The sequence below is a fragment of the Streptococcus sp. 53 genome (assembly GCF_013276565.1).
Lineage (GTDB): Bacteria > Bacillota > Bacilli > Lactobacillales > Streptococcaceae > Streptococcus.
On the sequence record NZ_VMLG01000010.1, the window covers coordinates 95,544 to 121,132 of the forward strand.

Annotated in this window: 21 protein-coding genes, 2 pseudogenes and 1 riboswitch; of the genes and pseudogenes, 8 read left to right on the top strand and 15 right to left on the bottom strand. The window is 39.8% G+C overall.

Translation table 11 applies throughout. The features are described 5' to 3' along the window. Positions 1-2 precede the first annotated feature (2 nt). From HT722_RS03625 to HT722_RS03635, 3 genes are all read left to right on the top strand, one after another. The gene (locus tag HT722_RS03625; protein ID WP_000386225.1) at positions 3-389 is read left to right on the top strand and encodes a VOC family protein; all 387 of its coding nucleotides are present in this window, start codon (positions 3-5) and stop codon (positions 387-389) included. 133 nt (positions 390-522) lie between these two features. Further along, positions 523-618: riboswitch (purine riboswitch) on the top strand. 129 nt (positions 619-747) lie between these two features. After that, entirely contained in the window at positions 748-1,329 is a 582-nt protein-coding gene (locus tag HT722_RS03630; RefSeq protein WP_173277620.1) for a xanthine phosphoribosyltransferase, read from the top strand. Next, positions 1,329-2,591 (top strand): nucleobase:cation symporter-2 family protein, encoded by a 1,263-nt coding sequence (locus HT722_RS03635; RefSeq protein ID WP_173277622.1) that lies wholly within the window; start codon positions 1,329-1,331, stop codon positions 2,589-2,591. The genes HT722_RS03630 and HT722_RS03635 overlap by 1 nt, the downstream gene beginning before the upstream one ends. Before the next feature lie 54 nt (positions 2,592-2,645). On the opposite strand, the gene HT722_RS03640 is transcribed toward HT722_RS03635, so the two are convergent. Then, positions 2,646-4,136: a Sau3AI family type II restriction endonuclease gene (locus HT722_RS03640; RefSeq protein WP_172928294.1), complete on the bottom strand. Its 1,491-nt coding sequence runs from the start codon at positions 4,134-4,136 to the stop codon at positions 2,646-2,648. Positions 4,137-4,252: 116 nt separating this feature from the next. On the opposite strand from HT722_RS03640, the gene dcm reads away from it, so the two are divergent. Beyond that, entirely contained in the window at positions 4,253-5,518 is a 1,266-nt protein-coding gene (dcm, locus tag HT722_RS03645) for a DNA (cytosine-5-)-methyltransferase (protein WP_173277624.1), read from the top strand. A 49-nt stretch (positions 5,519-5,567) separates the two neighbouring features. Here dcm and HT722_RS03650 read toward each other — a convergent pair whose 3' ends face one another. From HT722_RS03650 to HT722_RS03660, 3 genes are all read right to left on the bottom strand, one after another. Continuing rightward, positions 5,568-5,972, bottom strand: coding sequence for a PaaI family thioesterase (locus HT722_RS03650; RefSeq protein ID WP_173277625.1), 405 nt, complete (start codon positions 5,970-5,972; stop codon positions 5,568-5,570). 69 nt (positions 5,973-6,041) lie between these two features. After that, the gene (locus tag HT722_RS03655) at positions 6,042-7,523 is read right to left on the bottom strand and encodes a UDP-glucose--hexose-1-phosphate uridylyltransferase (protein WP_173277627.1); all 1,482 of its coding nucleotides are present in this window, start codon (positions 7,521-7,523) and stop codon (positions 6,042-6,044) included. Positions 7,524-7,541: 18 nt separating this feature from the next. After that, positions 7,542-8,720 (bottom strand): galactokinase, encoded by a 1,179-nt coding sequence (locus tag HT722_RS03660; RefSeq protein ID WP_173277629.1) that lies wholly within the window; start codon positions 8,718-8,720, stop codon positions 7,542-7,544. 164 nt (positions 8,721-8,884) lie between these two features. Between HT722_RS03660 and galR the strand changes: the two genes are divergently transcribed. After that, positions 8,885-9,889, top strand: coding sequence for a DNA-binding transcriptional regulator GalR (galR, locus tag HT722_RS03665; protein ID WP_173277631.1), 1,005 nt, complete (start codon positions 8,885-8,887; stop codon positions 9,887-9,889). A 61-nt stretch (positions 9,890-9,950) separates the two neighbouring features. Here galR and HT722_RS03670 read toward each other — a convergent pair whose 3' ends face one another. Then, positions 9,951-10,808, bottom strand: a complete 858-nt coding sequence (locus HT722_RS03670) for a cation diffusion facilitator family transporter (protein ID WP_173228775.1) — start codon at positions 10,806-10,808, stop codon at positions 9,951-9,953. A gap of 132 nt (positions 10,809-10,940) precedes the next feature. Here HT722_RS03670 and HT722_RS03675 point away from each other — a divergent pair, with 132 nt between their 5' ends. Further along, positions 10,941-11,477, top strand: coding sequence for a TetR/AcrR family transcriptional regulator (locus HT722_RS03675; protein ID WP_173277633.1), 537 nt, complete (start codon positions 10,941-10,943; stop codon positions 11,475-11,477). A gap of 136 nt (positions 11,478-11,613) precedes the next feature. On the opposite strand, the gene HT722_RS03680 is transcribed toward HT722_RS03675, so the two are convergent. The 10 genes and pseudogenes from HT722_RS03680 to HT722_RS03725 all read right to left on the bottom strand — a co-directional run bounded on the left by HT722_RS03680 (position 11,614) and on the right by HT722_RS03725 (position 23,501). Further along, positions 11,614-13,134 carry an ABC transporter permease/substrate-binding protein gene (locus HT722_RS03680; protein WP_173277635.1) on the bottom strand — a complete coding sequence of 507 codons (1,521 nt, stop codon included), beginning with the start codon at positions 13,132-13,134 and terminating at the stop codon, positions 11,614-11,616. Continuing rightward, positions 13,127-13,855, bottom strand: coding sequence for an ABC transporter ATP-binding protein (locus HT722_RS03685; RefSeq protein WP_049484633.1), 729 nt, complete (start codon positions 13,853-13,855; stop codon positions 13,127-13,129). Before HT722_RS03685 ends, HT722_RS03680 begins: the two co-directional genes overlap by 8 nt. A 13-nt stretch (positions 13,856-13,868) precedes the next feature. After that, positions 13,869-14,633: pseudogene (locus tag HT722_RS03690) on the bottom strand (nuclear transport factor 2 family protein). A 3-nt stretch (positions 14,634-14,636) separates the two neighbouring features. Then, positions 14,637-15,080 (bottom strand): MarR family transcriptional regulator, encoded by a 444-nt coding sequence (locus tag HT722_RS03695; protein ID WP_173277637.1) that lies wholly within the window; start codon positions 15,078-15,080, stop codon positions 14,637-14,639. A gap of 145 nt (positions 15,081-15,225) precedes the next feature. After that, positions 15,226-16,419, bottom strand: coding sequence for an O-antigen ligase (locus HT722_RS03700; RefSeq protein ID WP_064275733.1), 1,194 nt, complete (start codon positions 16,417-16,419; stop codon positions 15,226-15,228). 137 nt (positions 16,420-16,556) lie between these two features. Next, positions 16,557-17,998: pseudogene (gtfA, locus tag HT722_RS03705) on the bottom strand (sucrose phosphorylase). Positions 17,999-18,317: 319 nt separating this feature from the next. Next, on the bottom strand, positions 18,318-19,151 hold the full coding sequence (locus tag HT722_RS03710; protein ID WP_075213618.1) for a carbohydrate ABC transporter permease: 834 nt from the start codon (positions 19,149-19,151) through the stop codon (positions 18,318-18,320). Between the two features lie 13 nt (positions 19,152-19,164). Beyond that, positions 19,165-20,031, bottom strand: coding sequence for a sugar ABC transporter permease (locus tag HT722_RS03715; RefSeq protein WP_173277639.1), 867 nt, complete (start codon positions 20,029-20,031; stop codon positions 19,165-19,167). Positions 20,032-20,044: 13 nt separating this feature from the next. Next, positions 20,045-21,304 (bottom strand): extracellular solute-binding protein, encoded by a 1,260-nt coding sequence (locus HT722_RS03720; RefSeq protein ID WP_173277641.1) that lies wholly within the window; start codon positions 21,302-21,304, stop codon positions 20,045-20,047. Between the two features lie 34 nt (positions 21,305-21,338). Next, entirely contained in the window at positions 21,339-23,501 is a 2,163-nt protein-coding gene (locus tag HT722_RS03725; RefSeq protein ID WP_173277643.1) for an alpha-galactosidase, read from the bottom strand. Between the two features lie 107 nt (positions 23,502-23,608). Between HT722_RS03725 and HT722_RS03730 the strand changes: the two genes are divergently transcribed. Together HT722_RS03730 and birA are read left to right on the top strand one after the other, a co-directional pair. Then, positions 23,609-24,448, top strand: a complete 840-nt coding sequence (locus HT722_RS03730) for an AraC family ligand binding domain-containing protein (protein ID WP_173277645.1) — start codon at positions 23,609-23,611, stop codon at positions 24,446-24,448. Between the two features lie 16 nt (positions 24,449-24,464). Further along, the gene (gene birA / locus HT722_RS03735; protein WP_173277647.1) at positions 24,465-25,400 is read left to right on the top strand and encodes a bifunctional biotin--[acetyl-CoA-carboxylase] ligase/biotin operon repressor BirA; all 936 of its coding nucleotides are present in this window, start codon (positions 24,465-24,467) and stop codon (positions 25,398-25,400) included. Positions 25,401-25,589: the final 189 nt, after the last annotated feature.

The window sequence follows — 25,589 nt, forward strand, 5'->3', positions numbered from 1 at the left end:
GAATGGACTATCAAGCTGTCATTCCTGAATTTGTAGTATCTGACATCGAAAAATCACGCCACTTCTACTGCAACCTGCTAGGATTCTCTGTCGAATACGAGCGTCCAGAGGAGAAATTTCTCTTCCTCTCGCTTGAAGACTGCCAACTTATGCTAGAAGAAGGCAGCGTAAAAGAATTAGCTCAGCTGACCTATCCTTTCGGGCGCGGTGTCAATATTTCCTTTGGCATTGCAGATGTTCCTCAGCTCCACCAAAAACTGCTGGAAGCTGACTATCCTATCCATCGTCCCCTGACAAAAAGAGAATTTCGAGTAGGAGATAGTTTTATTTATCCCCATGAATTTGCAGTCTTGGATCCAGATGGCTATTTTTTAAGATTTAGCGAGTAGAAAAATAGAAACCTACAATACTGTATCGTGTTGTAGGTTTTTGTTCGTTCGTTTTTTTTATCTAAACACTAACAAAATCTTTGATTTCTAAAGTTATTTAGTGTAAAATAAAAACATTGGCACAAGCCTATTTAAAATTGAATATCATTTTACTTGTTTATGTCGTGAATTGGCACGACGTTTCTACAAGGTGCCGGAACACCTAACAATAAGTAAGTCAGAAGTGAGGTATGGTCGTTTTTGCCATGCCTATTTTGGGGACTTGCTTAGAGATTAAGTAGGTCCTTTTTCTATCAGTTTTACTGGATAGAAATCTGAAACAAGCAAATGGATTAGCTTTTAGACTTTAGGAGGTCTTATGAAATTATTAGAAGAGCGCGTCCTCAAGGATGGGCATATCTTGGGTGATAACATCCTCAAGGTGGATTCCTTTTTAACCCACCAAGTTGACTTTAGCTTGATGCGAGAAATCGGTAAGGTTTTTGCGGAAAAATTTGCTTCTGCTGGTATTACCAAGGTCGTAACCATTGAAGCGTCAGGTATTGCCCCAGCCGTTTTTACAGCTGAAGCCTTAAACGTTCCCATGATTTTTGCTAAAAAAGCTAAGAACATCACTATGAACGAAGGTATCTTAACTGCCCAAGTTTACTCCTTTACCAAGCAGGTGACCAGCACCGTTTCTATCGCTGGAAAATTCCTCTCACCAGAGGACAAGGTCTTGATTATCGACGATTTCCTTGCTAATGGCCAAGCTGCCAAAGGCTTGATTCAAATCATCGAACAAGCTGGTGCCACAGTCGAAGCTGTCGGTATTGTGATTGAAAAATCCTTCCAAGATGGCCGTGATTTGCTTGAAAAAGCAGGCTACCCTGTTCTATCACTCGCTCGTTTGGATCGTTTTGAAAATGGTCAAGTCGTATTTAAGGAGGCAGATCTCTAATGCAAACTCAAGAAAAACATTCACAAGCAGCCGTTCTTGGCTTGCAGCACTTACTAGCCATGTACTCAGGATCCATCCTGGTTCCCATCATGATTGCGACAGCCCTTGGCTATTCAACTGAGCAGTTAACCTACCTGATTTCCACAGATATCTTCATGTGTGGGGTGGCAACCTTCCTCCAACTCCAACTCAACAAATACTTTGGGATTGGACTCCCAGTCGTTCTAGGAGTAGCCTTCCAATCAGTCGCTCCCTTGATTATGATTGGGCAAAGCCATGGTAGTGGCGCTATGTTTGGTGCCCTTATCGCATCAGGGATTTACGTGGTTCTTGTTTCAGGCATCTTCTCAAAAGTGGCCAATCTCTTCCCATCTATCGTAACAGGATCTGTTATTACCACGATTGGTTTAACCTTGATCCCTGTCGCTATTGGAAATATGGGAAATAACGTTCCAGAGCCAACTGGTCAAAGTCTCTTGCTTGCAGCTATCACTGTTTTGATTATCCTCTTGATTAACATCTTTACCAAAGGATTTATCAAGTCTATCTCTATTTTGATTGGTTTGGTTGTTGGAACTGCCATTGCTGCTAGCATGGGTTTGGTGGACTTCTCTCCTGTTGCGGCAGCACCACTTGTCCATGTCCCAACTCCCCTCTACTTTGGGATGCCAACCTTTGAAATCTCATCTATTGTCATGATGTGTATCATCGCAACGGTGTCTATGGTTGAATCGACTGGTGTTTACCTAGCCTTGTCTGATATCACAAAAGACCCAATCGACAGCACGCGCCTGCGCAACGGTTACCGCGCAGAAGGTTTGGCCGTACTTCTCGGAGGAATCTTTAACACCTTCCCGTACACAGGATTTTCACAAAACGTTGGTTTGGTTAAATTATCAGGTATCAAGAAACGCCTGCCAATCTACTACGCAGCTGGTTTCCTCGTTCTCCTTGGACTCCTTCCTAAGTTTGGTGCCCTTGCCCAAATCATTCCGAGCCCTGTCCTCGGTGGTGCCATGCTGGTGATGTTTGGTTTTGTATCGATTCAAGGGATGCAAATCCTCGCCCGTGTTGACTTTGCTAACAATGAACACAACTTCCTTATCGCAGCTGTTTCAATCGCTGCAGGTGTCGGTCTCAATAACAGTAATCTCTTCATCAGCATGCCGACAGCCTTCCAAATGTTCTTCTCAAACGGAATCGTCGTAGCCAGCCTACTTGCCATTGTTCTCAATGCAGTATTAAATCATAAAAAGAAATAAGAAAAAGAGGTGTGAGCCTCTTTTTTGTTTATCACAAGTTGATTATAAATATAATCAATCCCAATTCCCATCTAATATTTCTTTTATAAACTTCTTAGGCATCCAAAAGGAGTGTTTTGTAATCCTACGCCCATCTGGAAGTTCATCCGTATCAGATAATGAGCCTTTCCCAACAAATTTTCCTTTTTCAATTTCATAATAAGCATTGGTAGCATGTAATTTCGTAAATAGGATTCTATTTATCTTACTTTGAGGGAAATTAGTTGAAACTTTATTACCATTTTGAGTTAATTTAACTCCGTCAGAAATAATTTGTCTAGTTTCCTGCCACACTCTTTGGATTTCTTCTAATTGTCTATCCTGAAATCCCCAAAATTTGATAGAATCTAATACAAATAGCTTAGGTTCAATTTCCTTAAAAATAACGAAGAGGAATCGTTTATTATAAATTTCATTATAAACATGTGATGATTCCCAACTATCTATTGCTGCTAGTTCTTTAAAATAATAAGTTTTAAATGGGGAGTCTTCCTTAGGTAAATTATTCTTATCTACTCGAATGACTCTCAAATTCATGTTTGCTTTTTGAAATTCTTTTGTCTTATCTAAATCCCCTGTTAAGCCTAAAATTTTTCTAATCAGAGTACTATTCTTACCTTTTGCTTTTGGATTCACTTCAAATCTATCATATAACTCTTGTTCAGAAAAACCTTTGTAGGAAAGAATTTTCTCTGCAATAACCTCAGTAAATGATTTTTTCTCGCCCCTAAAATTAGCCAGAACACTTTCTTGATCTGATTGGTTAAAGATTTTATGATTAATCAGGTAGGTCATATAACTTGATTTTAATTCCCAAGCTCTTTGTTTTGCTAATTCATGACTAAAGGGTTGTTGTCTTAAATCCTTTCCTTTACCTGCCCCTTTTGTACAAGTTGATAAATAGTTTCCATCTGATTCTGATAATTCATGCGCCCTTCCATTTTTGATTTTATTTGTAATCTTCTGATAGTCTTCAAGGATGACTGCCATATCCTCCTCGAACCATTCATATAAAAATATTTTTTCAATGACATAGTCCTTCATTGTTTGATTAGGAATTAAGCCATTGTAAAACAATAACAAAATCTTTGCACATTTGTTCCATAAATGAGTGGAGTAAAAATCCTCTAAATTTTCCTCCATATAGTTTAGTATTGTTAATACAAGTCGTTCTTTGGCACTAAGTGTCCCATTTTTGTTTATCTTAAAAGGAGTAACTTTTAATTCTACACCTATTTTTTCAAAGTCAGCTTCCGAGTCACTATTTGGCTGGTAACCATAGAAATATTTTTCAATATAATTTCCATACTGCCCTTTTGACTTCATACTAATTGCTTTATCTTGTACCTCAGAGACTACTCTATCATTATAATCGTCATATGATTTATAGAGTGAACGATTATACTCTTCCATAACATCGGAAAATTTTCTATTTAATAGTTTGTGAGAATATTCAATAACACTATCGATATCTTCATCGTTATAGTTAAATAAGTTTTGATCCATTTTCTTCTCCTATCTTTTATATTATATCAAATTAAACTAAAGCAAACATTAATACTTGATCAATCATTGAAAATAGTATATAATGGATTAAACTGTAAAAAAATGAAGGAGAAAAGATGAAAGTTCTCGAACTATTTGCTGGAGTTGGCGGTTTTCGGATAGGATTAGAGAATGCCGATAAGCAACTCTTTAAAACAAAATGGGCAAACCAATGGGAACCATCTCGTAAATCTCAAGACGCATTTGAGGTCTATGATTATCACTTCCCCAATAGCGAAAATATCAATATTAGTATCTCTGATATAACAGACGAACAATTTTCCAAGATGGATGCCGATATGATTGTCGGTGGTTTTCCTTGCCAAGATTACTCTGTTGCGCGTAGCAAGAAAAATGAGAAAGGTATTGAAGGAAAAAAAGGAGTTTTATTTTGGGAAATCATTAGAGCAACGGAAATCATTAAACCCAAATACTTAATTCTGGAAAATGTGGATAGGCTTTTAAAAGCGCCCTCAAAACAGAGAGGACGTGATTTTGCAATCATGCTCACAGCTTTTAATAATCTTGGATATTCTGTAGAGTGGAGAGTTATTAATGCTGCTGAGTATGGAAGAAGCCAACGAAGACGTCGTGTGTTCTTTTTCGTATATCGCAATGATACAGTCTTTGCCCAAAAAGTTGACAATCTTTACGAAAAAAATGAAGAAATCTTTGAAGATAATAGGTATGATGACTATATTTTCAATCAAGGTCTATTTGCGAAACAATTTCCTATTAAACCTATAGCAGTTAAAAATCGTCATGTGTTTTATGAGTTACCAAATGATATAGTTGAAGTTTCAGATACTTTTACTGGTACTGTTTGGAATACAGGAATTATGAGACATGGAAAATACTATTCTATTGATACAGAACCTAACTACAATGGTAATCCGATTACTCTAGGAGAAATTCTTCAAGATGAATCTGAAGTACCTGAAAAATATTTTTTAACTGATCAGGCTAAACTAGAAAAATTTCAATATCTTAGAGGACCTAAAAAGATTGAACGAACATCCTCTGACGGACATCAATACATCTATTCAGAAGGAGGAATGTCCCCTTATGATGATTTAAACCTTCCAGGACGAACAATGCTTACATCCGAAGGAACTGTTAATCGTTCCACACATTTATTATTTGTAAACAATAAATATAGATTAATTACCCCTATTGAAGCTGAACGCCTTCAGGATTTCCCAGATGATTGGACAGCTAAAAAGAAACTATCTGATGGTTCTATTGTAGAGGTATCTGATAAAATGAGAATGTTTTTTATGGGAAATGCTTTGGTTACTGAAATTGTAAAAGAAATTGCTAAGTTTATTAAAGAAATTGATTGATTGATTTATCTGAAACTAAAAAAGAGGTGTGAACCTCTTTTTTGTTTCTCTATATCCTTACCTGTCTATCATCTGACCTCTGACCTGTGACAAACATGGTAAAGGTTGCTTTGCAGACATTTCTGCCTTCTTGATTGGTAATATCGACATCCACTACGCAGGTTGTGCGACCTTGATGGACACACTTTCCTTTAATGGTCAATACATCGTCGAGTTTTCCTGCCTTAAGGTAGTTGATAGAGGATTGGAGTGTCACTCCATCAAGCCCCAGCGAGATAACCACCAAACCACTTATTTGATCACATAGTGTGAATAGATAGCCACCATGGGCATTGCCATAGTAGTTGAGAGACGAGTCCACTACTTTGGTCGTCACCACAACGTGACCATCTCTCATTTGTTCAATTTCGTAATTTTCAAAGGCAGATATAGCGTCAAAATGAAAATCTTTCATCGTTTCCTCCTGATATTTCAAACGACACTATGATACTACTTTTTATAGGACTGTGCAAGGAGAAAGCTCCTAGTCTGGCAAAATTCCGACCTGCTCCACAAAGCGCATAAAGGCCGCCTGTCCCTGTTCCGTTTGCTTGTAGACTCCTGCATCCTCAAGAACACGAGCAAAGATAGTACCCACAGAGTCCCTGACGATTTCAAGAGCTTTTTCTTTATCTGTTATGTCTGGATATTGGCCTCTAAGTTGGTCTGCCCATTCCTGATGATAAGAGGCAACCGTATCCCCTTCTCCTACAAGATAGCTAGCGACTTTCTCCACTTCCTCTTTCAGACGTGGGGGCAAGATTGCTAAGCCCATGACCTCAATCAAGCCGATATTTTCCTTCTTGATATGTTGAACATCATTGTGAGGATGATAGATGCCATCAGGATGTTCTGCAGAAGTCTGATTGTCTCTCAAGACTAAGTCCAACTCAAACTGTCCATCACGCTTACGCGCTATAGGTGTAATGGTATGATGCGGTATCCCGTCTGTTTCTGCCAAAATCTGCACTGCAGGATCTGAATACTGGCGCCATTCCTGCAAAATCTTGTCAGCCAAGTTGATTAGTTCCTCTTTGGAATCCGAAGTCAAACGTAGGACAGACATAGGCCACTTGACAATCCCAGCCTTGACCTGTTCAAAACCAGTAAAAGAGAAAGTCTTTTGCAAGGGAGCCAATTCCATAGGAAATACGTGACGGCCTCCCTGATAATGATCATGAGTTAGAATAGAGCCCCCCACAATCGGCAAGTCGGCATTAGATCCAGCAAAATAGCCCGGAAACTGCTCTACGATAGCTAGCAGACGCTCAAAACTCTGACGACTGATAGCCATGGGACGATGCTGGCCATCTAAGAAAATACAGTGCTCATTAAAGTAAGCATAGGGCGAATACTGGAACCCCCACTCCTGACCCGCCATTTCAAAGCGGATAATACGGTGGTTGCTACGAGCTGGGTGGTTGACCCGACCATGATAGCCCTCATTCTCTAGACAAAGCTGACACTGAGGATAATTACTAGCTTGCACCAACTTGGCTGCCGCAATCTCTTTGGGATCCTTTTCAGGCTTAGAGAGATTGATAGTAATTTCAAGTTCACCGTAATCAGATGGAACACGATAAGCAATATTTTTAGCAATGGCCTTGAGTTTGATGTAGTCATTTTTCTGACTGAGTTGGTAAAAATCCTCTATCGATTGCTCAGGAGAGTGGACATAGGTTTCCCAGAAGTCACGATTGACCTGACTCGGACAAGGAGTCACCAAGTCCATCAGTTCAGCACCAAGGATTTCACGTGCAGTCTGACTATCCTCAATCGTCTCTAATCGAACGGCTTCCTCAACCAGCTGGTCCTTGAGGTCAATCAATTTATCCAGATTGGTCTCAACTTCCAAAACACCGTCTCCCACTCGTGCCAAGACACGATTGGTCAGGTAGATTCGATCCACTTCCTCAAATGAACTTTCAGAAATGACATGTGTTACAAATTTATCTACTAAGGTCACTATAGAGTCTCCTTTTGACTAGTCAAGGACGCGAGTGCCACCTGCAACTTCAGCGATATAGAAGCTTGGAGCGTAGCCAACTACTTCCTCGTAGTGTTTGCCTACAGCTTCCTTAAAGTCATCAACAGCATCTTTTTGCACCAAGGCAATGGCACATCCGCCAAAACCTGCCCCTGTCATACGAGCACCGAGAACTCCTTCTTGATCCCAAGACGTATGAACTAGGGTATCTAATTCCAAGCCAGTTACTTCATAATCATGTTCCAGAGAAACGTGTGATGCATTCATCAAACGACCAAATGTTTCCAAATCACCTGCTTGAAGGGCTGCTTGCGCTTTAAGGGTACGTTGGTTTTCAAGCACAGCATGGCGAGCACGTTTCAAACAATTTTCATCTTTAATCAGATAGCTGTATTGGTCAAAGGCCCACTCATCCAATTCACCCAAGGTCTGAATATCTAAAGCAACTTGCAATTCTTCCACTGCTTTTTCACACTCAGCACGACGTTCATTGTATTTAGAGTCCGCCAATTCACGGCGTTTGTTAGTGTTCATGATAACAACGACATTGTCCTTCAAATCAAGTGGCACCAAATCATACTCTAAAGTGTTAGTATCTAAGTAAATAGCACGTTGATCAGCCCCCATACCAATAGCAAATTGGTCCATAATGCCAGAATTGACTCCGATAAAATTGTTTTCTGTTTGTTTTCCGATTTTAACCAAATCGAGACGCTCTAGTTTTAAATCAAAGAGATGTTCTGCCACGACCCCTGTCAAGAGTTCAAGGGATGCTGAAGAAGACAAACCAGCACCATTTGGGATATTCCCATAAACATAAAAATCAAACCCTTTGTCAATCACATGCCCAGCTTCTTGCAAGAAATGAAGAACCCCTTTTGGATAGTTAGTCCAGTTGTGCTCTTTTTCAAACTTGAGGTCTGCTAGAGGCACTTCGATAATGCCCTTGTCCTCAAAGTTGGCTGAGTAGAAACGCAAAACTTGGTCATCACGTTTGCGAGCTGCACCGTATGTTCCTAAGGAAATAGCAGCAGGAAAAACGTGCCCACCGTTGTAGTCTGTGTGCTCACCAATCAAGTTGATACGACCTGGTGAAAAGAAGATTTGGTCTGCTTCTTGACCAAAAACAGCAAGAAAGTCTTTACGAAGTGCTTCTGCAGTAAGATGTTGTGACATATGAATTCTCCTTTGACTGTCCGTTAAGTCACCTTAACGTGTAATCGTTTTCTTCTATTGTATCCAAGGGATTCCCCAAGGTCAATCCTTTTTACTAAAATTTTACTAAACTATCAGTAAAAAGCAGAAAAATATGATATACTAACTTAAAAGAAGGAGGATTTATGGCTACCTTAAAAGATATTGCACAACTAGCTTCTGTCTCTATCGCGACCGTATCCCGTGTCCTAAACCGCGACCAGAGCCTATCTGTTACAGAAGAAACCAGACACCGTATTTTAACTGTTGCTGAAGAGTTGGGCTACACCAAGCACCTCAAGACAGGCGAGTCCCACAAGCCCAAGCAAAAGATTGCCATTATCCAATGGGTCAGCGAACAAGGAGAGCTGGACGACCTCTACTACTACCAGATTCGCCTAGGCATAGAAAAAAGAGCCCAAGAGTTGGACTATGATATCTTACGCTATTTTAATGACCATCCTTTTACCCTGAGCGAAGAAGTGATTGGGATTCTTTGCATCGGAAAATTTAGCCGAGCTCAGATTTCTGCCTTTGAAGAATACCAAAAACCTCTTGTATTTTTAGACAGTGATACACTTTCCTTGGGGCATACCTGTATTATCACGGATTTTTACACTGCCATGAAACAGGTTTTCGATTATTTCCTCAGTCAAGGAATGGACCGTATCGGGATTCTAACAGGGCTTGAGGAAACAACCGACCAAGAAGAAATCATTGAGGATAAGCGGCTGGAAAACTTCAGAAACTACAGTCAAGCGAAGGGAATCTATCATGATGAACTGGTCTTTCAAGGAAGCTTTACTGCCCAGTCTGGCTATGACTTAATGAAAGAGGCCATTCAGAACTTGGGAGACCAACTGCCACCAGCATTTTTTGCAGCTAGCGATAGTTTAGCCATCGGTGCCCTCCGTGCTCTCCAAGAAGCTGGAATCAGCCTGCCAGACCGCGTCAGCCTCATTTCCTTTAACGACACCAGTCTGACCAAGCAGGTTTATCCTCCCCTCTCTAGCATCACCGTCTATACCGAGGAAATGGGCCGAGCAGGTATGGATATTCTTAACAAGGAAGTCCTCCACGGTCGGAAAATACCTAGCCTGACCATGCTGGGAACCAGACTGACATTGAGAGAGAGTACAAAGAATGATTAGGATTACAAAACGACCTCTAGCAAGGCTGTTTCTCTAATAATCTCTATGATTCCGCTCCAACTCACACCTTTCGCTTATGTGCTTGGTGACTTTCTAGGTCTGCATCAACTTCAATGGTAATATTTTGAAAGCCACAATCTTTGAGGAAAATTCGAATAGATTCTTTACAAGTTTCCATATGCTCCATCTCTTTTAAACAAACATGGACAATGGCATTTTTTTCCAAACCATCCATAGTCCAGAGATTAAGCTGATTGATACTAGCGACATGGTCCAATTCTGCTAAATCCGTCTTGATCTTCTGGATATCTACTCCTTCTGGCACTGCATCGAGGAATATCTTGAGCGTTCTCCAAAAACGTGGAAGGGCTTTTGACAGAATAAAGAAGGAAATAACAAGAGACAAGAGCGGATCCAAGATATACCAATCGGTAAATCGAAGAACAATGGCCATCAGGATGACAGTCACCCAACCCAAGGTATCTTCCAGAAAGTGCAGGCTGAGAATGGATTCGTTCTTGGTTTGTCCTTTGCGAATGACGAGACTCGCTAGCACATTGATAGTAATCGCAATAATTCCTAACCAGAGAATCCCCTCATCATTGACCGGTTGTGGATGAAAGATTTTCGCTATATTTTCCAAAATGACCAAAACGGACCCTGTCATAAGAATCACAGCCGTTACCATGGCCCCTAAAAGGCTAAAACGCTTGTAGCCCAAGGTATAGTGGCTGTCTTCTTCACGATTAGAGATTGTTTCTAAAAAGGCCGATATGCCAATGGCTATAGCATCTCCCAAGTCATGGACAGAATCAGCAAGAACAGCACTCGAACCAAAGATTCCTCCTGCGATAAACTCAACAATGGCATAGCTTAAATTTAAGAAAAAAGCTACCCAAACAGTATATTTTGCCTTCATCTTTCTCATTCCTTTGTTATAATAAATTTATGAACACCTTGTTCATTATCATTATCCACTAAAATTCAAAGAAAGGATAGAAGCAAAACGTCAGCTTTATTCAGTTCTGAACAATTTGCCTCAAGTGTCCATATGACTAACATTGACCGCCGTATCAGCAAAACCAAAAAAGCCATCTATCAAGCTTTTCTACAACTTTTGAACGATAAGGGGTACGAAGCCACTACAGTTCAGGATATCATTGATCTCGCAGATGTAGGACGTTCCACCTTTTACTGTCACTATGAGAGTAAGGAACTACTTCTGGACGAGCTTTGCCGCCATCTCTTCCATCACCTCTTTGAAAGAAAGCAATCCGTTTCTACCGTGGACTATCTCGCCCACCTCTTTCTGCATTTTCAGAAAAACCAAGACCATATCACCAGTCTGCTATTTTCCAAAAATGACTACTTCCTCCGTCAACTCCATAAAGAGCTAGAACACCATGTCTATTCCGTGATGGCTGATGATTTAAAAGAATCTCACCCGAGTCTGCCTACTCCTTACCTCCAACACTTAATCGTATCCAACTTTATCGAGACATTGACCTGGTGGCTCAAAAAAGGGCAAGATTTCACAGAACAGGAAGTTGTCCAATTTTATCTAGACCTTCTCATTCCTAAAAATTGAATACAGATTAAAGCTCGGTTGCCTTATTTCTAGGCTACTGAGTTTCTTATCTTTTCAATAATCAAAAAGCCCAGACGACATTGTCTGAGCGTTCTTCTATATAATCGTTTAACCAAGTTGAGTTTAGCTTTTCAAGCTATTTCTTCAACAAACCTTGTTCTTGTAGAAACTCCTTGGCTACTTGTTCTGCTGACTTGCCTTCAACACCGACTTGGTAGTTGAGCTGGCTCATCTGGCTTTCAGTAATTTTACCAGCCAATTTATTGAGAACTGTTTCCAACTCTGGATGTTTCTTGAGAAGAGCTTCTTTCATCAGTGGAGCCCCTTGATAAGGTGGGAAGAGTTGTTTGTCATCTTCCAATACCTGTAAATCATAACGTGCCAATTCCGCATCAGTCGAATAAGCGTCCGTGATTTGAATATCGCCTGACTGAATTGCCTGATAGCGAAGAGCTGGTTCCATGGTCGCCACATTGAGATTGAGACCATACATTGACTGCAAGCCCTTATTTCCATCCTCACGGTCATTAAACTCGAGAGTAAAGCCTGCCTTCAACTGTCCTTCTACTTTTTTCAAGTCCGAAATGGTCTTCAAGCCATATTCTTGAGCAATCTTTTTCGGAACAGCTACAGCGTAGGTATTTTGATAAGACATGGGTTTGAGATAGGCTAGATGATCCTGTTTGGCAATGCCATCACGCGCCACATTATAAACCTGCTCTGGCTCATGACTTACTTTCGGTGATGGTTGAAGTAAACTTTCAGTCACCGTTCCTGTAAATTCAGGATAGATGTCAATATCGCCTTTTTTCAGAGCCTCATAGAGGAAACTTGTTTTCCCAAAATTCGGTTTAACAGTCGCAGTCATACTGGTATTTTCTTCAATGAGGAGTTTATACATATTGGCCAAAATTTCTGGTTCTGGACCCAATTTCCCAGCAATGACCAAGTTTTCTTTCTCTTTTTGAGCCAAAAGAGCTGGACTATAAGACAAACCAAGCAATATTGTCACCAAGGCAAAACCTGAGAAAATCGTCCGCAATTTTGCCTTTTCCATCACTTTTAGTAGGAAGTTAAAGGCAATGGCCAGCACTGCAGAAGAAAGGGCCCCAATTAAAATCAGACTGGCATTATTACGGTCAATTCCCAAAAGGATAAAGGAACCCAGTCCCCCTGCCCCAATCAAGGCCGCCAAGGTTGCCGTACCGATAATCAAAACAGCTGCCGTCCGAATTCCAGACATCATAACAGGCATGGCCAGTGGAATTTCAAACTTCTTGAGACGTTCCCATCTGGTCATCCCAAAGGCAATCCCAGCCTCTTGTAGACTTGGATCAATTCCCTTGAGTCCAGTGATAGTATTTTGCAAAATAGGGAAAATCGCATAAATCACTAGTGCTGTCAAAGCTGGCAAGGTTCCAATTCCCATCAAGGGAATAAAGAGCCCTAACAAGGCCAATGACGGGATGGTCTGGAAAATCCCTGCAATCTGCAAGACCCAGTCGGCCAACTTCTCATGATAGCGAAGAGAAACAGCCAAGGGAATCGCGATAAAAATAGCTAGTAACAGGGTCAACAGTGACAACTGCAAATGTTGAGATAGAGCTGTCAACCAATCACTAAAACGATCCTGAAAAGTTGTAATTAAATTAGTCATGAACACTACCTCCAAACAAGTCTGCTACAAAGTCTGTGGCAGGAGCTTTTAAAATCGTCTCGGGATTCGCCACCTGACGAATCTCTCCATCCTGCAAGACAGCAATACGGTCTGCCAATTTCAGAGCTTCATCCGTATCATGGGTTACAAAAATCGTTGTCATCCCAAACTCTTTATGCAATTCTTTCGTCAGAACCTGTAACTGTTTGCGAGAAATAGCATCCAAGGCTGAAAAAGGTTCATCCATGAGGAGAATCTTAGGCTGACCAATCATGGCTCGGACAATACCGACCCGTTGCTGTTCTCCACCAGATAATTCACTCGGAAGTCGATGCCCATACTCAGCTACCGGTAAACCAACCTTAGCCAAAAGCTCTTCAGTTTTCTGAGCAATTTCTTCCTTAGTCCAGCCCTTCATCTCAGGAATCAAGGCAATATTTTCCGCAACCGTTAGATTTGGAAAGAGAGCAATGGCCTGTAAAACATAACCAGTAGACAGACGAAGTTCACGCTCATCATAATCTTTGATGCGCTTGCCATCCATGTAAATATTTCCATCAGTTGGTTCCAAGAGACGGTTAATCATCTTAATCATGGTCGTCTTACCTGAGCCAGATGGCCCTACTAAAACCATAAATTCCCCATTCTCAATCCGTAAATTAACATCTCTCAAGACATCTTTTTCTGTGTAACGTAAAGCTACATTTTTGTATTCAATCATTCTGTATCCTCATTTAAAACTTCCCTCGATTGGTCAAGTCTTCTACCTTAGGCATGACTTCCTTATTGTCCCAATGCTCCACAATTTTCCCGTTCTCTAAACGGAAGATATCGTACTGGGCATAAGCAAGGCCATCAATCTGAGTCTGACCATAGCTAGCCACATAGTTTCCTTATCCTAAGAGTTGGAAAACAAAGTCAAGAGTGGCACTATATTCAGCCACATAGTTTTTATAAGCAGCACTTCCTTGTCCAATCTCATGATTATGCTGAATCAAATCGTCTGCCACATAATCACTCCACTGCTCCAGTTCCCCATTTTGGAAAATTTCTGTCAAGAAACGGCGAACCAGCTTTTTATTTTCTACTGTTTTATCTAAATCCTTGATTTCAAAATCTCCAAAAATTTGATCTAGTTGGTCATTTTCAGGTGCTCGATAGTAGTCAATGACATCCCAATGCTCCACGATACGACCATTATCATCCGCGCGGAAAGTATCTGTCGTCACCCATTGAGCTTTCCCACCATTCAGATATTGATGAACATGAACAAAGACCAGATTGCCATCCTCAATAGTGCGGGCAATCTTAATCTGACGCTCTGGATGACGCTCAAAAAAATCTGCAAAGAAGGCTGCAAATCCTTCTTTCCCGTCAGGAACACCTGTCGAATGTTGGATATAGGTATCCCCTACAGACTGGGCTTGAGCCTCAGCAACTCGTCCGTCTTGAATGGCATGGATGTATAGGTTGTGAGCATTTTTCACTTGTTGTGACATATTTTAATCCTCTTTTGCCTTCTCTTTCAGATTAGCCAAAATTCTTTCTTGAAAGGCTTCAAACTGACGAATTTCTTCCTCTGAAAAACCTTTGTAAAAAATCATATCCAATTTCTGACTGACACGATGTCCCACTTCTTTCTGGGACTTGCCTAACTCCGTTAAAACTAAATACTTCTTACGCTTGTCTTTTCCACACGGACTAACAATTACAAGCTTTTGTTCCTCTAGCTTTTTTATCATAGTCGTCAGCGTATTATTCGCAAGCCCAGTCGCAAGCGCGATATCTGTCGCAGTTGCGCAGCCAGTTTCACTATTCCATAAAACCGCTAAAATCTTGCCCTGTTCACCCCTATAAAGAGCCTCAGGATCTTGACTCAGTAACTTTTGAAACATCCGCCCATTCAACAAACGAATATGATGGGCTAGCAAATGACTATCTTTCATAACACCTCCAATTTATTTCGATATCGAAACGAATAAAATAATTGTAACACTTGTCCTTTCAACTGTCAACTATTTCTATTTAGAAATAATTTTCCCCTGTAAAAAAATCTCCCACCCAAGGTAGAAGATTTCAATCTTATAAAACTTAATCCGTCATGTCCGATACCAAGGTTCGATGCTCCAATGGAATACTGCACATAACTAGCAAGAAAATGAAACCTGACTGAATCCAGAAGAGGGCCAAGTCAAAGATTCCGTGTACAGCAACTACTGTAAGGAAAGACAGATAAAGACCGATAATCGGGCGTTTCCCCGACTCCTGACTCATATCCATCATCAAGCGAACAGGAGCCACAGAAGACAAAACTAGTAAAATGGTCCCTACAATTCCGTAACTCAGAATCGTATCAATATAAAGACTGTGAGCATGTTCATGATAAGGAGCATTTATCCGAGGATACGAGTGCATATAGGTCAATGGCCCTTCACCCCAAAAAGGATTTTGCTTAAACAAGGCCATCCCAGCATCCCAGATAGAAATGCGTTCTTCCATAGAAGAATCTAAAGTCCCCATCCGAACTCCCAAATCACTAGAAAAGAGGAAGCTCAAGCCAATCGCAAAGACCCCAATACTAAGCCAAAAGGCCTTCCAGTTTTTAATGGTCGTAAAGAGATAAATAATGGCTCCAGCGATAATAGCAGGAAAGGCAGTTCGGTTTTGAGTAAAGTTCAATCCAAAGAGATTCACAAAGCCTGCAATCACACAGAATACTTTCAACCAATTCAACTTGGTCGTTGTAAACAAATAGAAGGCAATCATGATACAGAAACAACAAATAATTCCATAATAATTAGGATTAAAGAAGGTCACTTCTGCACGATTCTGATGCCACACCTGCATATTGGGTGAAAGAAAAGCATAGTTGAATTTCTTCACAATTTGGAAATGTTCTAAACTCGCAAAAGCAGCTGACAAGACGCTACCAAACAAGACGAGCTGCAAAATCAATCGAAAGAATTTATGTGATAAAATCGACTGATAATGCAAAAAGAAAACAGTAAATAGAAAAATTCCTACTGAAGCTACAACTCCCATCCAATTTTGTGCAAAAACGGATATAACAGTACTATAGCCAAGAAAAAGAAGCAGCATCGGATGCTCCCCCATTTTCTGAAGAATACTTTTCATGTCTCCTGTAAAAATCAAACTGATAATATATAAACAGAATACAACTACAAAAAGATAAAAGGGTAAAAAGATACTCAGGATAATTCCCAATAAAATCAGCTCTTTACTAGACAACCCTTTCAGCTTTTCAATAAAGCCTATTGATTTCAAAATGAATCCTTTCTCTCCAAATCAACTGATTCAGATAATAGTAAGCTATCCTATATTGTACCACTTTTTGAGCAATTTGAAAACAAAGGAAACGTTTTCTAAAATAAAAACCCTATTTTATCCACCATATCAAATTTTCAAAATGTTACTTCAATTCCGTTCTCAATTACCCGATAAGTCTGATTTTGCAAATCAATTTCTGCTACTGCTGTTACGGACTTATCTTTATTTTGACGTTTGATTACAATGCTGTGAGCTGTTGGTGTTTCAACGTCAATAGTCCCTCCTAGATCAAAGGCTTCTGAACGGTTACGGAAAGAAAATAGATTGAGAAGGGCCTTCACTACAGGACGTTGGACTTCTTCTGCTATTTCCTCATTGCTATAGTAATGACGATTAATATTTCGACCTTCTTTAGTTTCTTCTAATAATTTCAAGTCATTCTTGCCTGCTAATAGACCTACATAGTAAACTTGAGGAATACCTGGAGCAAAAGCTTGAATTAGACGAGCGAGAAAATACTTAACATCATCATCTCCAAGCGCAGAATAGTAGGTTGAATTGATTTGGTAGATATCTAAATTGTTATACTCTGCACTAGAGTACTTACGTTTGACATTAGCTCCAACCTTATAGAGTTCATTTGAAGCATAGTCAATCTCCTCATCAGTCAGGATATCCTTGACATCCACCACTCCAATCCCATCATGGGTGTCTAGCGTCGTAAATTGCTTCATCGGGCTCATCTTTAACCACTTAGCCAAACGCTCTGTTCTGGAACTGTAAAGAGTATAGAGTGTCACCATTGGAAGCGCAAAATCATAAATATAGTAATCGTGATCCGCTATTTTAAACTGAATCGAATAATGTTCATGAATCTCAGGTAAGAGCTCTGTCCCATACTCAGCAGCGATATCTCGAACTTTGTCCAATAAATCCCAAATATCTGGTTCTACAAAGAAATCATTAGTATCCAATTTCTTCACTGCATAAGCAAAGGCATCTAGACGAATCAAATCACACCCATTACTTGCCAAGTGCTGAATGGTCTTACGGATAAATTCCATAGTTACTTCTTTGGTCACATCAAGATCAATCTGCTCCTCACCAAAGGTATTCCACAAATGTTCCACTGACCCATCTTCAAAAACAATCTCTTGCTTTGGTGCACGATCCTTACGCTTGTAAATTAAATCTACATCAGACTGTGTCGGACGGTTTTCTGGCCAAAACTTATCCCAGTTTAAAAAGAGATCTTTAAATTCACTGGCTTCATGTTTTTCTTGATAGTCCTTATAATACTTAGATTGACGAGAAATATGGTTAATCATAAAGTCAAACATAAGATAATATTTCTCACCTAAACGCTTAACATCCTCCCAATCACCAAAAGCTGAGTCCACTTCGTCGTAGTCAACTGGCGCAAATCCACGATCACCTGTTGATGGGAAAAATGGTAGAAGGTGAACTCCCCAATAGCATCTCCAAAATGCTCTTCCAAATTCTCATATAAGTCTTTAAGATTATTTCCAAGACTATCTGAATAGGTAATCAACATTGTTTTATTCTGAATCGGCATCATTACTCTCCTTTTTCTAATTGAAGCCAAGTCTCGTATGACTTGGCTTCGTAAATCAAATTCATGTTATACTCTTCGAAAATCTCTTCAAACCACGTCAGCTCTATCTGCAACCTCAAAACAGTGGTTTGAGCAACCTGTGACTAGCTTCCTAGTTTGCTCTTTGATTTTCATTGAGTATTAAATCTCTGTTTATCATCAAACTCGTACTAATATAGACTGTGATAAACTAAGTACTACTTTCTTGTTTTCTACATAGAATTATCAACAAGCTGAACCCTTCCTCTGTGTCAGAAATTGTAGCTTCTCTAGTCTCTTCTTACTTCACTGCTCCGTTGCTCATTCCTGCGATGATATGGCGTTGGAAGAAGAGATAGACAATGGTGATACTGATAATGCCGACAACGTATGAGGCAAAGCTTGGTCCGTAGTCGTTGAAATATTGGCCTGCGTAGTTGTATTGGAACAAAGGCAGAGTCCACATTTTGGAATCCCGGTTCAAGACAAGGAGTGGCAACATGAAGTCATTCCAGAACCAAAGGGCATTGATGATCATGGTTGTCGCATGCATCGGTTTCATCATTGGGAAGATGATGCGGAAATAGGTTGTAAATTTATTAGCCCCATCGATCTCTGCTGCTTCATCCAGACTTTCTGGGATCGAGATTTTGATATAGCCAACATAGAGAAAGAGGGTCTGTGGAATCGCATAGGTCAAGTAGAGCAAGATCAAACCAAAGGTATTAGCCAAACCGAGTTTACTCATCATAACCGTAATCGGAATCATGATGACTTGGAAAGGTACGAAGATTCCGAGGATTAAGAGGGTATACATGATGGTAAAGGCTTTTCTTTTACTCATATTACGAGCGATGGAGTAGGCTGCCATAGGAATAAAGATCATTACTGCAAGTAAAGACAAGACAGTGATGACGACAGAGTTCCAATAATAGCCTCCGATCCCATCAGCTAAGAGACGGCTAAAGTTGTCCCATGTGAAGTTGGTTGGAAAGCCAAAGAAATTATCTACAATATCCTTAGTGGGTTTGAAGGAACTAAAGAGGGTAGCAAGAAGCGGCACTAAAATCAGAACCGATCCTAGAATCAATAGAATGTATTTGCCAATCAGGTCTTTTCTTTCATCTTGTTTCATCATGCTTCTCCTCTTAAATTTCAAATTTCTTAGATACTATCAATTGGATGATCGAAATCACTACAATTAAGAAGAACAAGATTACGGCAATGGCATTGGCATAACCGAATTGGTTGTTTTTAAAGGCATAGTTATAAACCAAAAGCCCAAGCGAGGTTGTGGCATTGTTTGGACCACCACCGGTCATGGCAAAGACTTGGTCAAAAGCAGTCAGCCCACCTTTTAGGGATAGGATAAAGACCATAGAGACACTTGGTAGCAAGTAAGGCAATTCAATGTTCCAGAAAACTTGCTTGCTAGTCGCGCCATCAATCCTTGCTGCCTCTGTAATCTCAGTTGGAATAGATTGCAAACCAGCTAGGAAGATGATGATGGGCATAGCCACCCCTTGCCAAAGAAGGACAAAGACAGCCGCAAAGATCGCTCCCCACTTAGTCCCTAAAAGACTGGTTTGGAGAAATTCAATATGAAGGGCATGCCCAATCGCTGGAAGACCGTAGTTGAAGACTTGCTTGAAGATCAAAGCCACTGTCAAACCAGACAAAACAGCTGGGAAGAAGAACCAAGCACGGAAGAAGGTTTGGGCTTTGATTTTAGAGTTCAAGACACGCGCAATGAAGATCCCGAGTGCAATCTCACCAACCACCATGGCAATCGTAATGATTGCGGTAAAGCCAATCGCATTCATGAATTTTGGATCCATGAAGAGGAGCTTAAAGTTGTTTAAGCCGACAAATTTGTAGTTATAAGTCAATCCTGTCCAGTTAGTAAAACTGTAAAAGGCTCCTTGAAACATCGGCACATAGAAGAAAATTGCTTGTAACAAGAGGGGAATGACCACAAAAGCCCATGCCCAATATTTTTGTAATACTTTTTTCATAGTCTCTCTACTCCTAATCCACATCCGCTTTCATCGGGTTAAAGAAGGCATTCAAATCATTGACCATGCCTTGTTTATCACCAGTCAAGACATAGTTCATGGTCAAGGTATGGAAGTCTGCTTCACTGGTCCAGTATTGTTGCAACCAGACCAAGTGACGATCCGTAAAGGCATATTCGGTCATACCAGCAAGCGGTGAATCTTCTCCTGCTTGTTTGACCCCTTCGATCGCTGTTGGAGATCCGTCCACATCGTAGTATTTTTGCATAACTTCTGGACGGGTCATATATTCCACAAAGGCATTGGCTTCTTTTGGATGTTTGGTGGCGGCTGAGATAGACCATGCCAAGTCTCCCGCACCAACGGTTAAGCTTTGTCCTTTTTCTTTTCCTGGAATCATGAAGGTCCCAATCTTAAAGTTCGGTTTTTGTTCATTAATCGCTGTGATCGCCCAAGACCCATTTGGTGTCATGAGGACATCCCCACGTGCGAAGGCTCCGATAACATCGGTATAGCCAGCACCTTCCCAGTTCTTTTGCTTAGAGCCATTGATGCGAAGGATGTCCATGACCTTGATGTCATCTTTCATAATCGGATCCGACAATTTAATGGTATTTGGTTGAGAATAACGAAGGTATTGATTGGCTTCTTTTCCTCCACCTGTTGCTGTCGCAAAGGCTAATTGATTGTAACCATTGAGTGTCCAAGCATCTGCACCTGCAATTCCAAATGGTGTTTGTCCTTTAGTAACGATGTCTTTGACTAACTGTTCAAATTCATCCCAGGTTTCAGGAACCTTCAAGCCCAGCTCTTCGAATTTATCTTTGTTGTAGTAAATTCCATAAGCATTAGCTGTAAAAGGAACGTTGTAAACTTTTTCGTTTACAGCATATTTTTCAGCGTAGCCATTTTTCACGCGTTTCAGGTAGTCTTTGTTGCTCAAATCTTCAAAGACACCTGCTTTTGCCCATTCTTGCAGTTCGATGGACTGTGGGTAAATATTGACCACATCAGGCACATCTCCTGCGAGAACACGTGTCTTCAATACTTCACCAGCATTTGGTACATTGACGACTTTGACCTTGATCTTAGGGTTTTCCTTCTCAAAATCACGAGCGATTTCTTCCAAGGTTTTGGTCATTTCTTTTTTCTGGTTGAAATACTCGATGGTCACTGTGCCATCCGCAGATTTACCATAGTTGGAGCAAGCGCCGAGCCCAAACAAAGCTAAACCTGTAATTGCAAGAAGTCCGATTTTTTTATACCATTTCATTGGAAAGCCTCCTTTATAAAATTATACACCTTTATTATAGTCTTCTAAAAATATACTGTCTACTCAAAAAATCTCCTTGGGATAAGATAACAGTTAAGCCTGCATACATGAGTTCTGCACCTGAGTGAACTTCTCCATTTTCCCGTAATTCATACAGTCCCTCTGCATCCAAATCTTTTAATTTTAAAGTTGTTTCCATGGTCTCTACAACTGACAAAACGCGAACGTAGGTTACAATCGTTTGATTTTTGTAATTAAATTGTACAGCTGCTTCATTGGATGCAGACTCGGGATTGATTAGTCTATACTGTTGTCCTAACTGAACTACTGGTCGTAATTCTTTATACAAGTTCACCTGATTAGCAATCGTAGCTTTCTCTTCATCTGATAAACTTGTCAAATCAAGCTCATAGCCCAAATTTCCCATCATTGCTACATGACCACGAGTTTCCAATGGTGTCATCCGTCCCATCTGATGATTCGGTACTGCTGACACATGAGCCCCCATAGAAATGGTTGGATAGAGATAGGATGAACCGTATTGAATTGGTAAACGTGCAATAGCATCAGTATTATCACTTGCCCAGACTTGTGGGAAATAGCGCATCATACCAAGATCATTTCGTCCACCACCACCAGAGCAGGACTCAAAGAGAATATGACTGTGCTTCTCTGTCAGATAAGCGACAAGTTCATAAAGTCCCAGCGTGTACTGATGAGATTGCATCTGTGTCTTTAGATAAGTTAAGCCATTTCCTAAGTTAGTGATATTGCGGTTCATATCCCATTTGATGTAGTCAATCTCATGATAAGATAGGAGTTGATCTAAGACACTTTTCAAGTATTCTACTACCTGAGGATTGGCAAGATTAAGTACTAATTGATTCCGAGAATAGGTATGCTCATATCCTGGAACCTGAATAGCCCAGTCAGGATGTTTACGATACAAATCACTATCTACAGAAATCATTTCCGGTTCTAACCAAAGTCCAAACTGTAGACCTCTTTCATGGATAGCTGAAATCAGACTTTCTAGGCTACCACCCAGTTTTTTCTCATTAACAATCCAATCACCTAAAGCACGATTATCATCAAAGCGATTGCCAAACCATCCATCATCCAATACAAAAAGTTCAATACCAACTTTCTTAGCTTCATCAGCCAGCTCTAACAGTTTTTCTCTCTGAAAGTCAAAGTAGGTTGCTTCCCAGTTATTGATTAGAATTGGACGTTCTTTTTTAGAAAATTTACTTGGCAGAATATGCTTCAGTACAAAATTTTGACTTTCATGGCTAATACCAGTTAATCCCTTATCTGAATAGGTCACTAAAGCTACTGGTGTTTCAAAGTATTCCTCAGGGTCTAACTTCCAAGAAAAGTTTTCCGAATTAATCCCAATCGCCAGTCGAACTTCATTCAATTGATTCCTTTGAACAAAAGCTTCAAAGTTTCCACTATACATTAGTTGAATAGCAAGTGCATTCCCAGCATCCTCTGTGACTCCTTGATCACATAGTAGAAGAGCTGGTGTTTGAGCATGACCAGAAGCACCGCGGTTCGAACTAATCGAAAAGATTCCTTGTTCTACCTGTTGACGTCTGACAGTCTTTTCGCGAGCATAAGCACCCTGAAGAGTTACGATTTCGTAAGCTGCAGCTGGCAAATCAGCCATAAAAGAAAAATCTTTATGGATGACAACTTCCTGATTACTATTATTCTCTAATTTACTGTAGCTAGCAATTGTCGCATCATTATCAAAAGCAGTATAATACAAAGTCAGGCTAAGTTGAGCCTTAGAATCTTCTAACATCAAAGCAAGGGTCTCTGTATCGTCCATGCTATGCGGAGAAGGTAATCCCTGTGGACCATTCTGACCTTTTAAAATCTTTGCTTCTACAAATCGAAAGTCTGTTACTTCAGTTACACTATGCTGAACCTGTATAGTTGGTTTCCTAAAATCTCCTAAGCCATGTTGTCCGAAAATCTGACGCTGAGTATCTAAACTAAAGGTTCTATTATTAGTCGTTGGATTCCCTGAAAAGGCATGGTCTCGTTCATAAACACTATTGCAACCTTTATAGTTCTTAATAGTCTTTCCTAAATGTTTCAAAAGTAAGTAGCCATTTCGATTTTCAATAATCAAACTTAAATTTTTACTCTCAACATAAAATAGATTATTCTCTAGCCTAACTCCCATTTACTTCACCTCATCACTTTATTGATTCTATTTTATCATCTGAAATCGCTTTCCAAAATAGAAAAATGTCTCAAGAATATGGTAAAATGTTAGGTAGGAGGTAGCACATGCTAGTTTTTTCAGAATACCAGACTGGAACAATTGACCTTTCCTTAAGCTTTTATGGATATGAGGAATGCACACCAAATTACTCTTTTGGTCCAGCCATTCGTGATACATACGTTCTACATTACATTACTAAAGGACAAGGAAAATTTCATTACAAGGGTAAAATTGTTGATTTAAAAGAAGGAGATTTCTTTCTATTAAAACCAGAGGAACTAACCTTTTATCAAGCAGATAGTAAAGAACCTTGGGCCTACTACTGGTTAGGAATCACTGGAGGGAAAGCTCCTGATTATTTTGCTCTTTCTCAAATTTCTGACCAATCCTATCTCATCCAATCTGAAACTTGTCATACCCAGACTACTGCAAAACTCATCTCAGACATTGTTCGCTTCGCTCAGATTACAAAATCCAATGAATTAGCCCAACTTCATATCATGGGACAACTCCATGAACTGATGTTTCATCTGGGAACTATTGCTCCCAATCAGAAAAAAAAGAATATTTCATCAACCTACCAACTCTATCTTGAATGCAAACGATTAATTGATAGCCACTATCCTCAATCACTTACAATTCAAGATTTAGCAAAAGAACTATCCGTTCACAGAAGCTACTTATCAAGCGTATTCAAAGAATTTAATACCTTATCACCCAAAGAATACCTACTCTACGTTCGAATGCACCGAGCTAAACAACTTCTCGAAAATACCCAAGAGTCCATCAAGGTAATTGCATACTCAGTAGGTTTTTCAGATCCACTCCATTTTTCAAAAGCTTATAAACAATACTTTAATCAGACTCCAAGTCATACAAGAAAAGATACTCTCAGTACCAACTAGTGAGAAAGGAAACACTATGAAATCCTACCAAGCTGTCTACCAGATTCTAGCTAAAGAAACCGATTATATCAGCGGAGAAAAAATCGCAGAAGAACTATCCCTCAGCAGAACATCAATTTGGAAAGCCATCAGGCGGCTAGAACAAGAAGGCATTGAAATTGATAGTATCAAAAACAAAGGCTATAAACTGGTGAATGGTGACCTTATTCTTCCAGAGATTCTAGAAGAAAATCTTCCAATTAAAGTCAGCTTTAAAACCGAAACAAAATCAACACAACTAGATGCAAAAGAAGCAATTGATTTAGGCCATGAAACAAATACCCTCTATCTAGCTTCCTATCAAACAGCAGGCCGAGGCCGTTTTCAACGTTCCTTCTACTCACCACAAGGTGGTATTTATATGACACTCCATCTTAAACCAAATCTCCCCTATGACCAATTACCATCCTACACACTACTTGTAGCAGGAGCTATCTACAAAGCCATTAAGAACCTAACATTAATAGATGTCGACATAAAATGGGTCAATGATATCTACCTAAACAATCATAAAATTGGAGGAATTCTCACTGAAGCAATGACCTCTGTAGAAACAGGCTTAGTCACAGATATCATTATTGGAGTAGGAATCAACTTTACTATTAATGACTTCCCACAAGAGTTAAAAGAAAAAGCTGCTAGCTTATTTAAAACATCAGCACCTATAACAAGAAATGAATTAATTATCGAAATATGGCGTGCTTTCTTCGAAACACCAGCAGAGGAGTTATTATACCTATATAAAAAACACTCATTCGTTCTTGGAAAAGAAGTCACTTTTACACTAGATCAAAAAGACTACAAAGGACTTGCTAAAGATATCTCAGAAAATGGCAAGCTTTTAGTTCAATATGATAACGGAAAAGAAATCTGGCTCAATAGCGGAGAAATTTCTCTCAATAGTTGGAAGTAAAATAACACAATTATAATATAAACGATATAAAAAGGCTCTATAATATTTGTAGTGAGTAAATCCCCTATGGATATTATGGAGCCTATTTTGTTGTAGAAAAAAAAGTCCCATAAGATCTATAATGAAAAGCGACAAAACCATCATTAGAAAGAATCCTATGGAACAGTTATATTTTATCACAAAACTACT

Excerpts from the sequence above, each read along its gene's own strand:
- HT722_RS03625 (WP_000386225.1), top strand. The coding sequence starts at position 3 with ATGGACTATCAAGCTGTCATTCCTGAATTTGTAGTATCTGACATCGAA.
- HT722_RS03630 (WP_173277620.1), top strand. The coding sequence starts at position 748 with ATGAAATTATTAGAAGAGCGCGTCCTCAAGGATGGGCATATCTTGGGT.
- HT722_RS03635 (WP_173277622.1), top strand. The coding sequence starts at position 1,329 with ATGCAAACTCAAGAAAAACATTCACAAGCAGCCGTTCTTGGCTTGCAG.
- HT722_RS03640 (WP_172928294.1), bottom strand. The coding sequence starts at position 4,136 with ATGGATCAAAACTTATTTAACTATAACGATGAAGATATCGATAGTGTT.
- dcm (WP_173277624.1), top strand. The coding sequence starts at position 4,253 with ATGAAAGTTCTCGAACTATTTGCTGGAGTTGGCGGTTTTCGGATAGGA.
- HT722_RS03650 (WP_173277625.1), bottom strand. The coding sequence starts at position 5,972 with ATGAAAGATTTTCATTTTGACGCTATATCTGCCTTTGAAAATTACGAA.
- HT722_RS03660 (WP_173277629.1), bottom strand. The coding sequence starts at position 8,720 with ATGTCACAACATCTTACTGCAGAAGCACTTCGTAAAGACTTTCTTGCT.
- galR (WP_173277631.1), top strand. The coding sequence starts at position 8,885 with ATGGCTACCTTAAAAGATATTGCACAACTAGCTTCTGTCTCTATCGCG.
- HT722_RS03670 (WP_173228775.1), bottom strand. The coding sequence starts at position 10,808 with ATGAAGGCAAAATATACTGTTTGGGTAGCTTTTTTCTTAAATTTAAGC.
- HT722_RS03675 (WP_173277633.1), top strand. The coding sequence starts at position 10,941 with ATGACTAACATTGACCGCCGTATCAGCAAAACCAAAAAAGCCATCTAT.
- HT722_RS03680 (WP_173277635.1), bottom strand. The coding sequence starts at position 13,134 with ATGACTAATTTAATTACAACTTTTCAGGATCGTTTTAGTGATTGGTTG.
- HT722_RS03685 (WP_049484633.1), bottom strand. The coding sequence starts at position 13,855 with ATGATTGAATACAAAAATGTAGCTTTACGTTACACAGAAAAAGATGTC.
- HT722_RS03695 (WP_173277637.1), bottom strand. The coding sequence starts at position 15,080 with ATGAAAGATAGTCATTTGCTAGCCCATCATATTCGTTTGTTGAATGGG.
- HT722_RS03710 (WP_075213618.1), bottom strand. The coding sequence starts at position 19,151 with ATGAAACAAGATGAAAGAAAAGACCTGATTGGCAAATACATTCTATTG.
- HT722_RS03715 (WP_173277639.1), bottom strand. The coding sequence starts at position 20,031 with ATGAAAAAAGTATTACAAAAATATTGGGCATGGGCTTTTGTGGTCATT.
- HT722_RS03720 (WP_173277641.1), bottom strand. The coding sequence starts at position 21,304 with ATGAAATGGTATAAAAAAATCGGACTTCTTGCAATTACAGGTTTAGCT.
- HT722_RS03725 (WP_173277643.1), bottom strand. The coding sequence starts at position 23,501 with ATGGGAGTTAGGCTAGAGAATAATCTATTTTATGTTGAGAGTAAAAAT.
- HT722_RS03730 (WP_173277645.1), top strand. The coding sequence starts at position 23,609 with ATGCTAGTTTTTTCAGAATACCAGACTGGAACAATTGACCTTTCCTTA.
- birA (WP_173277647.1), top strand. The coding sequence starts at position 24,465 with ATGAAATCCTACCAAGCTGTCTACCAGATTCTAGCTAAAGAAACCGAT.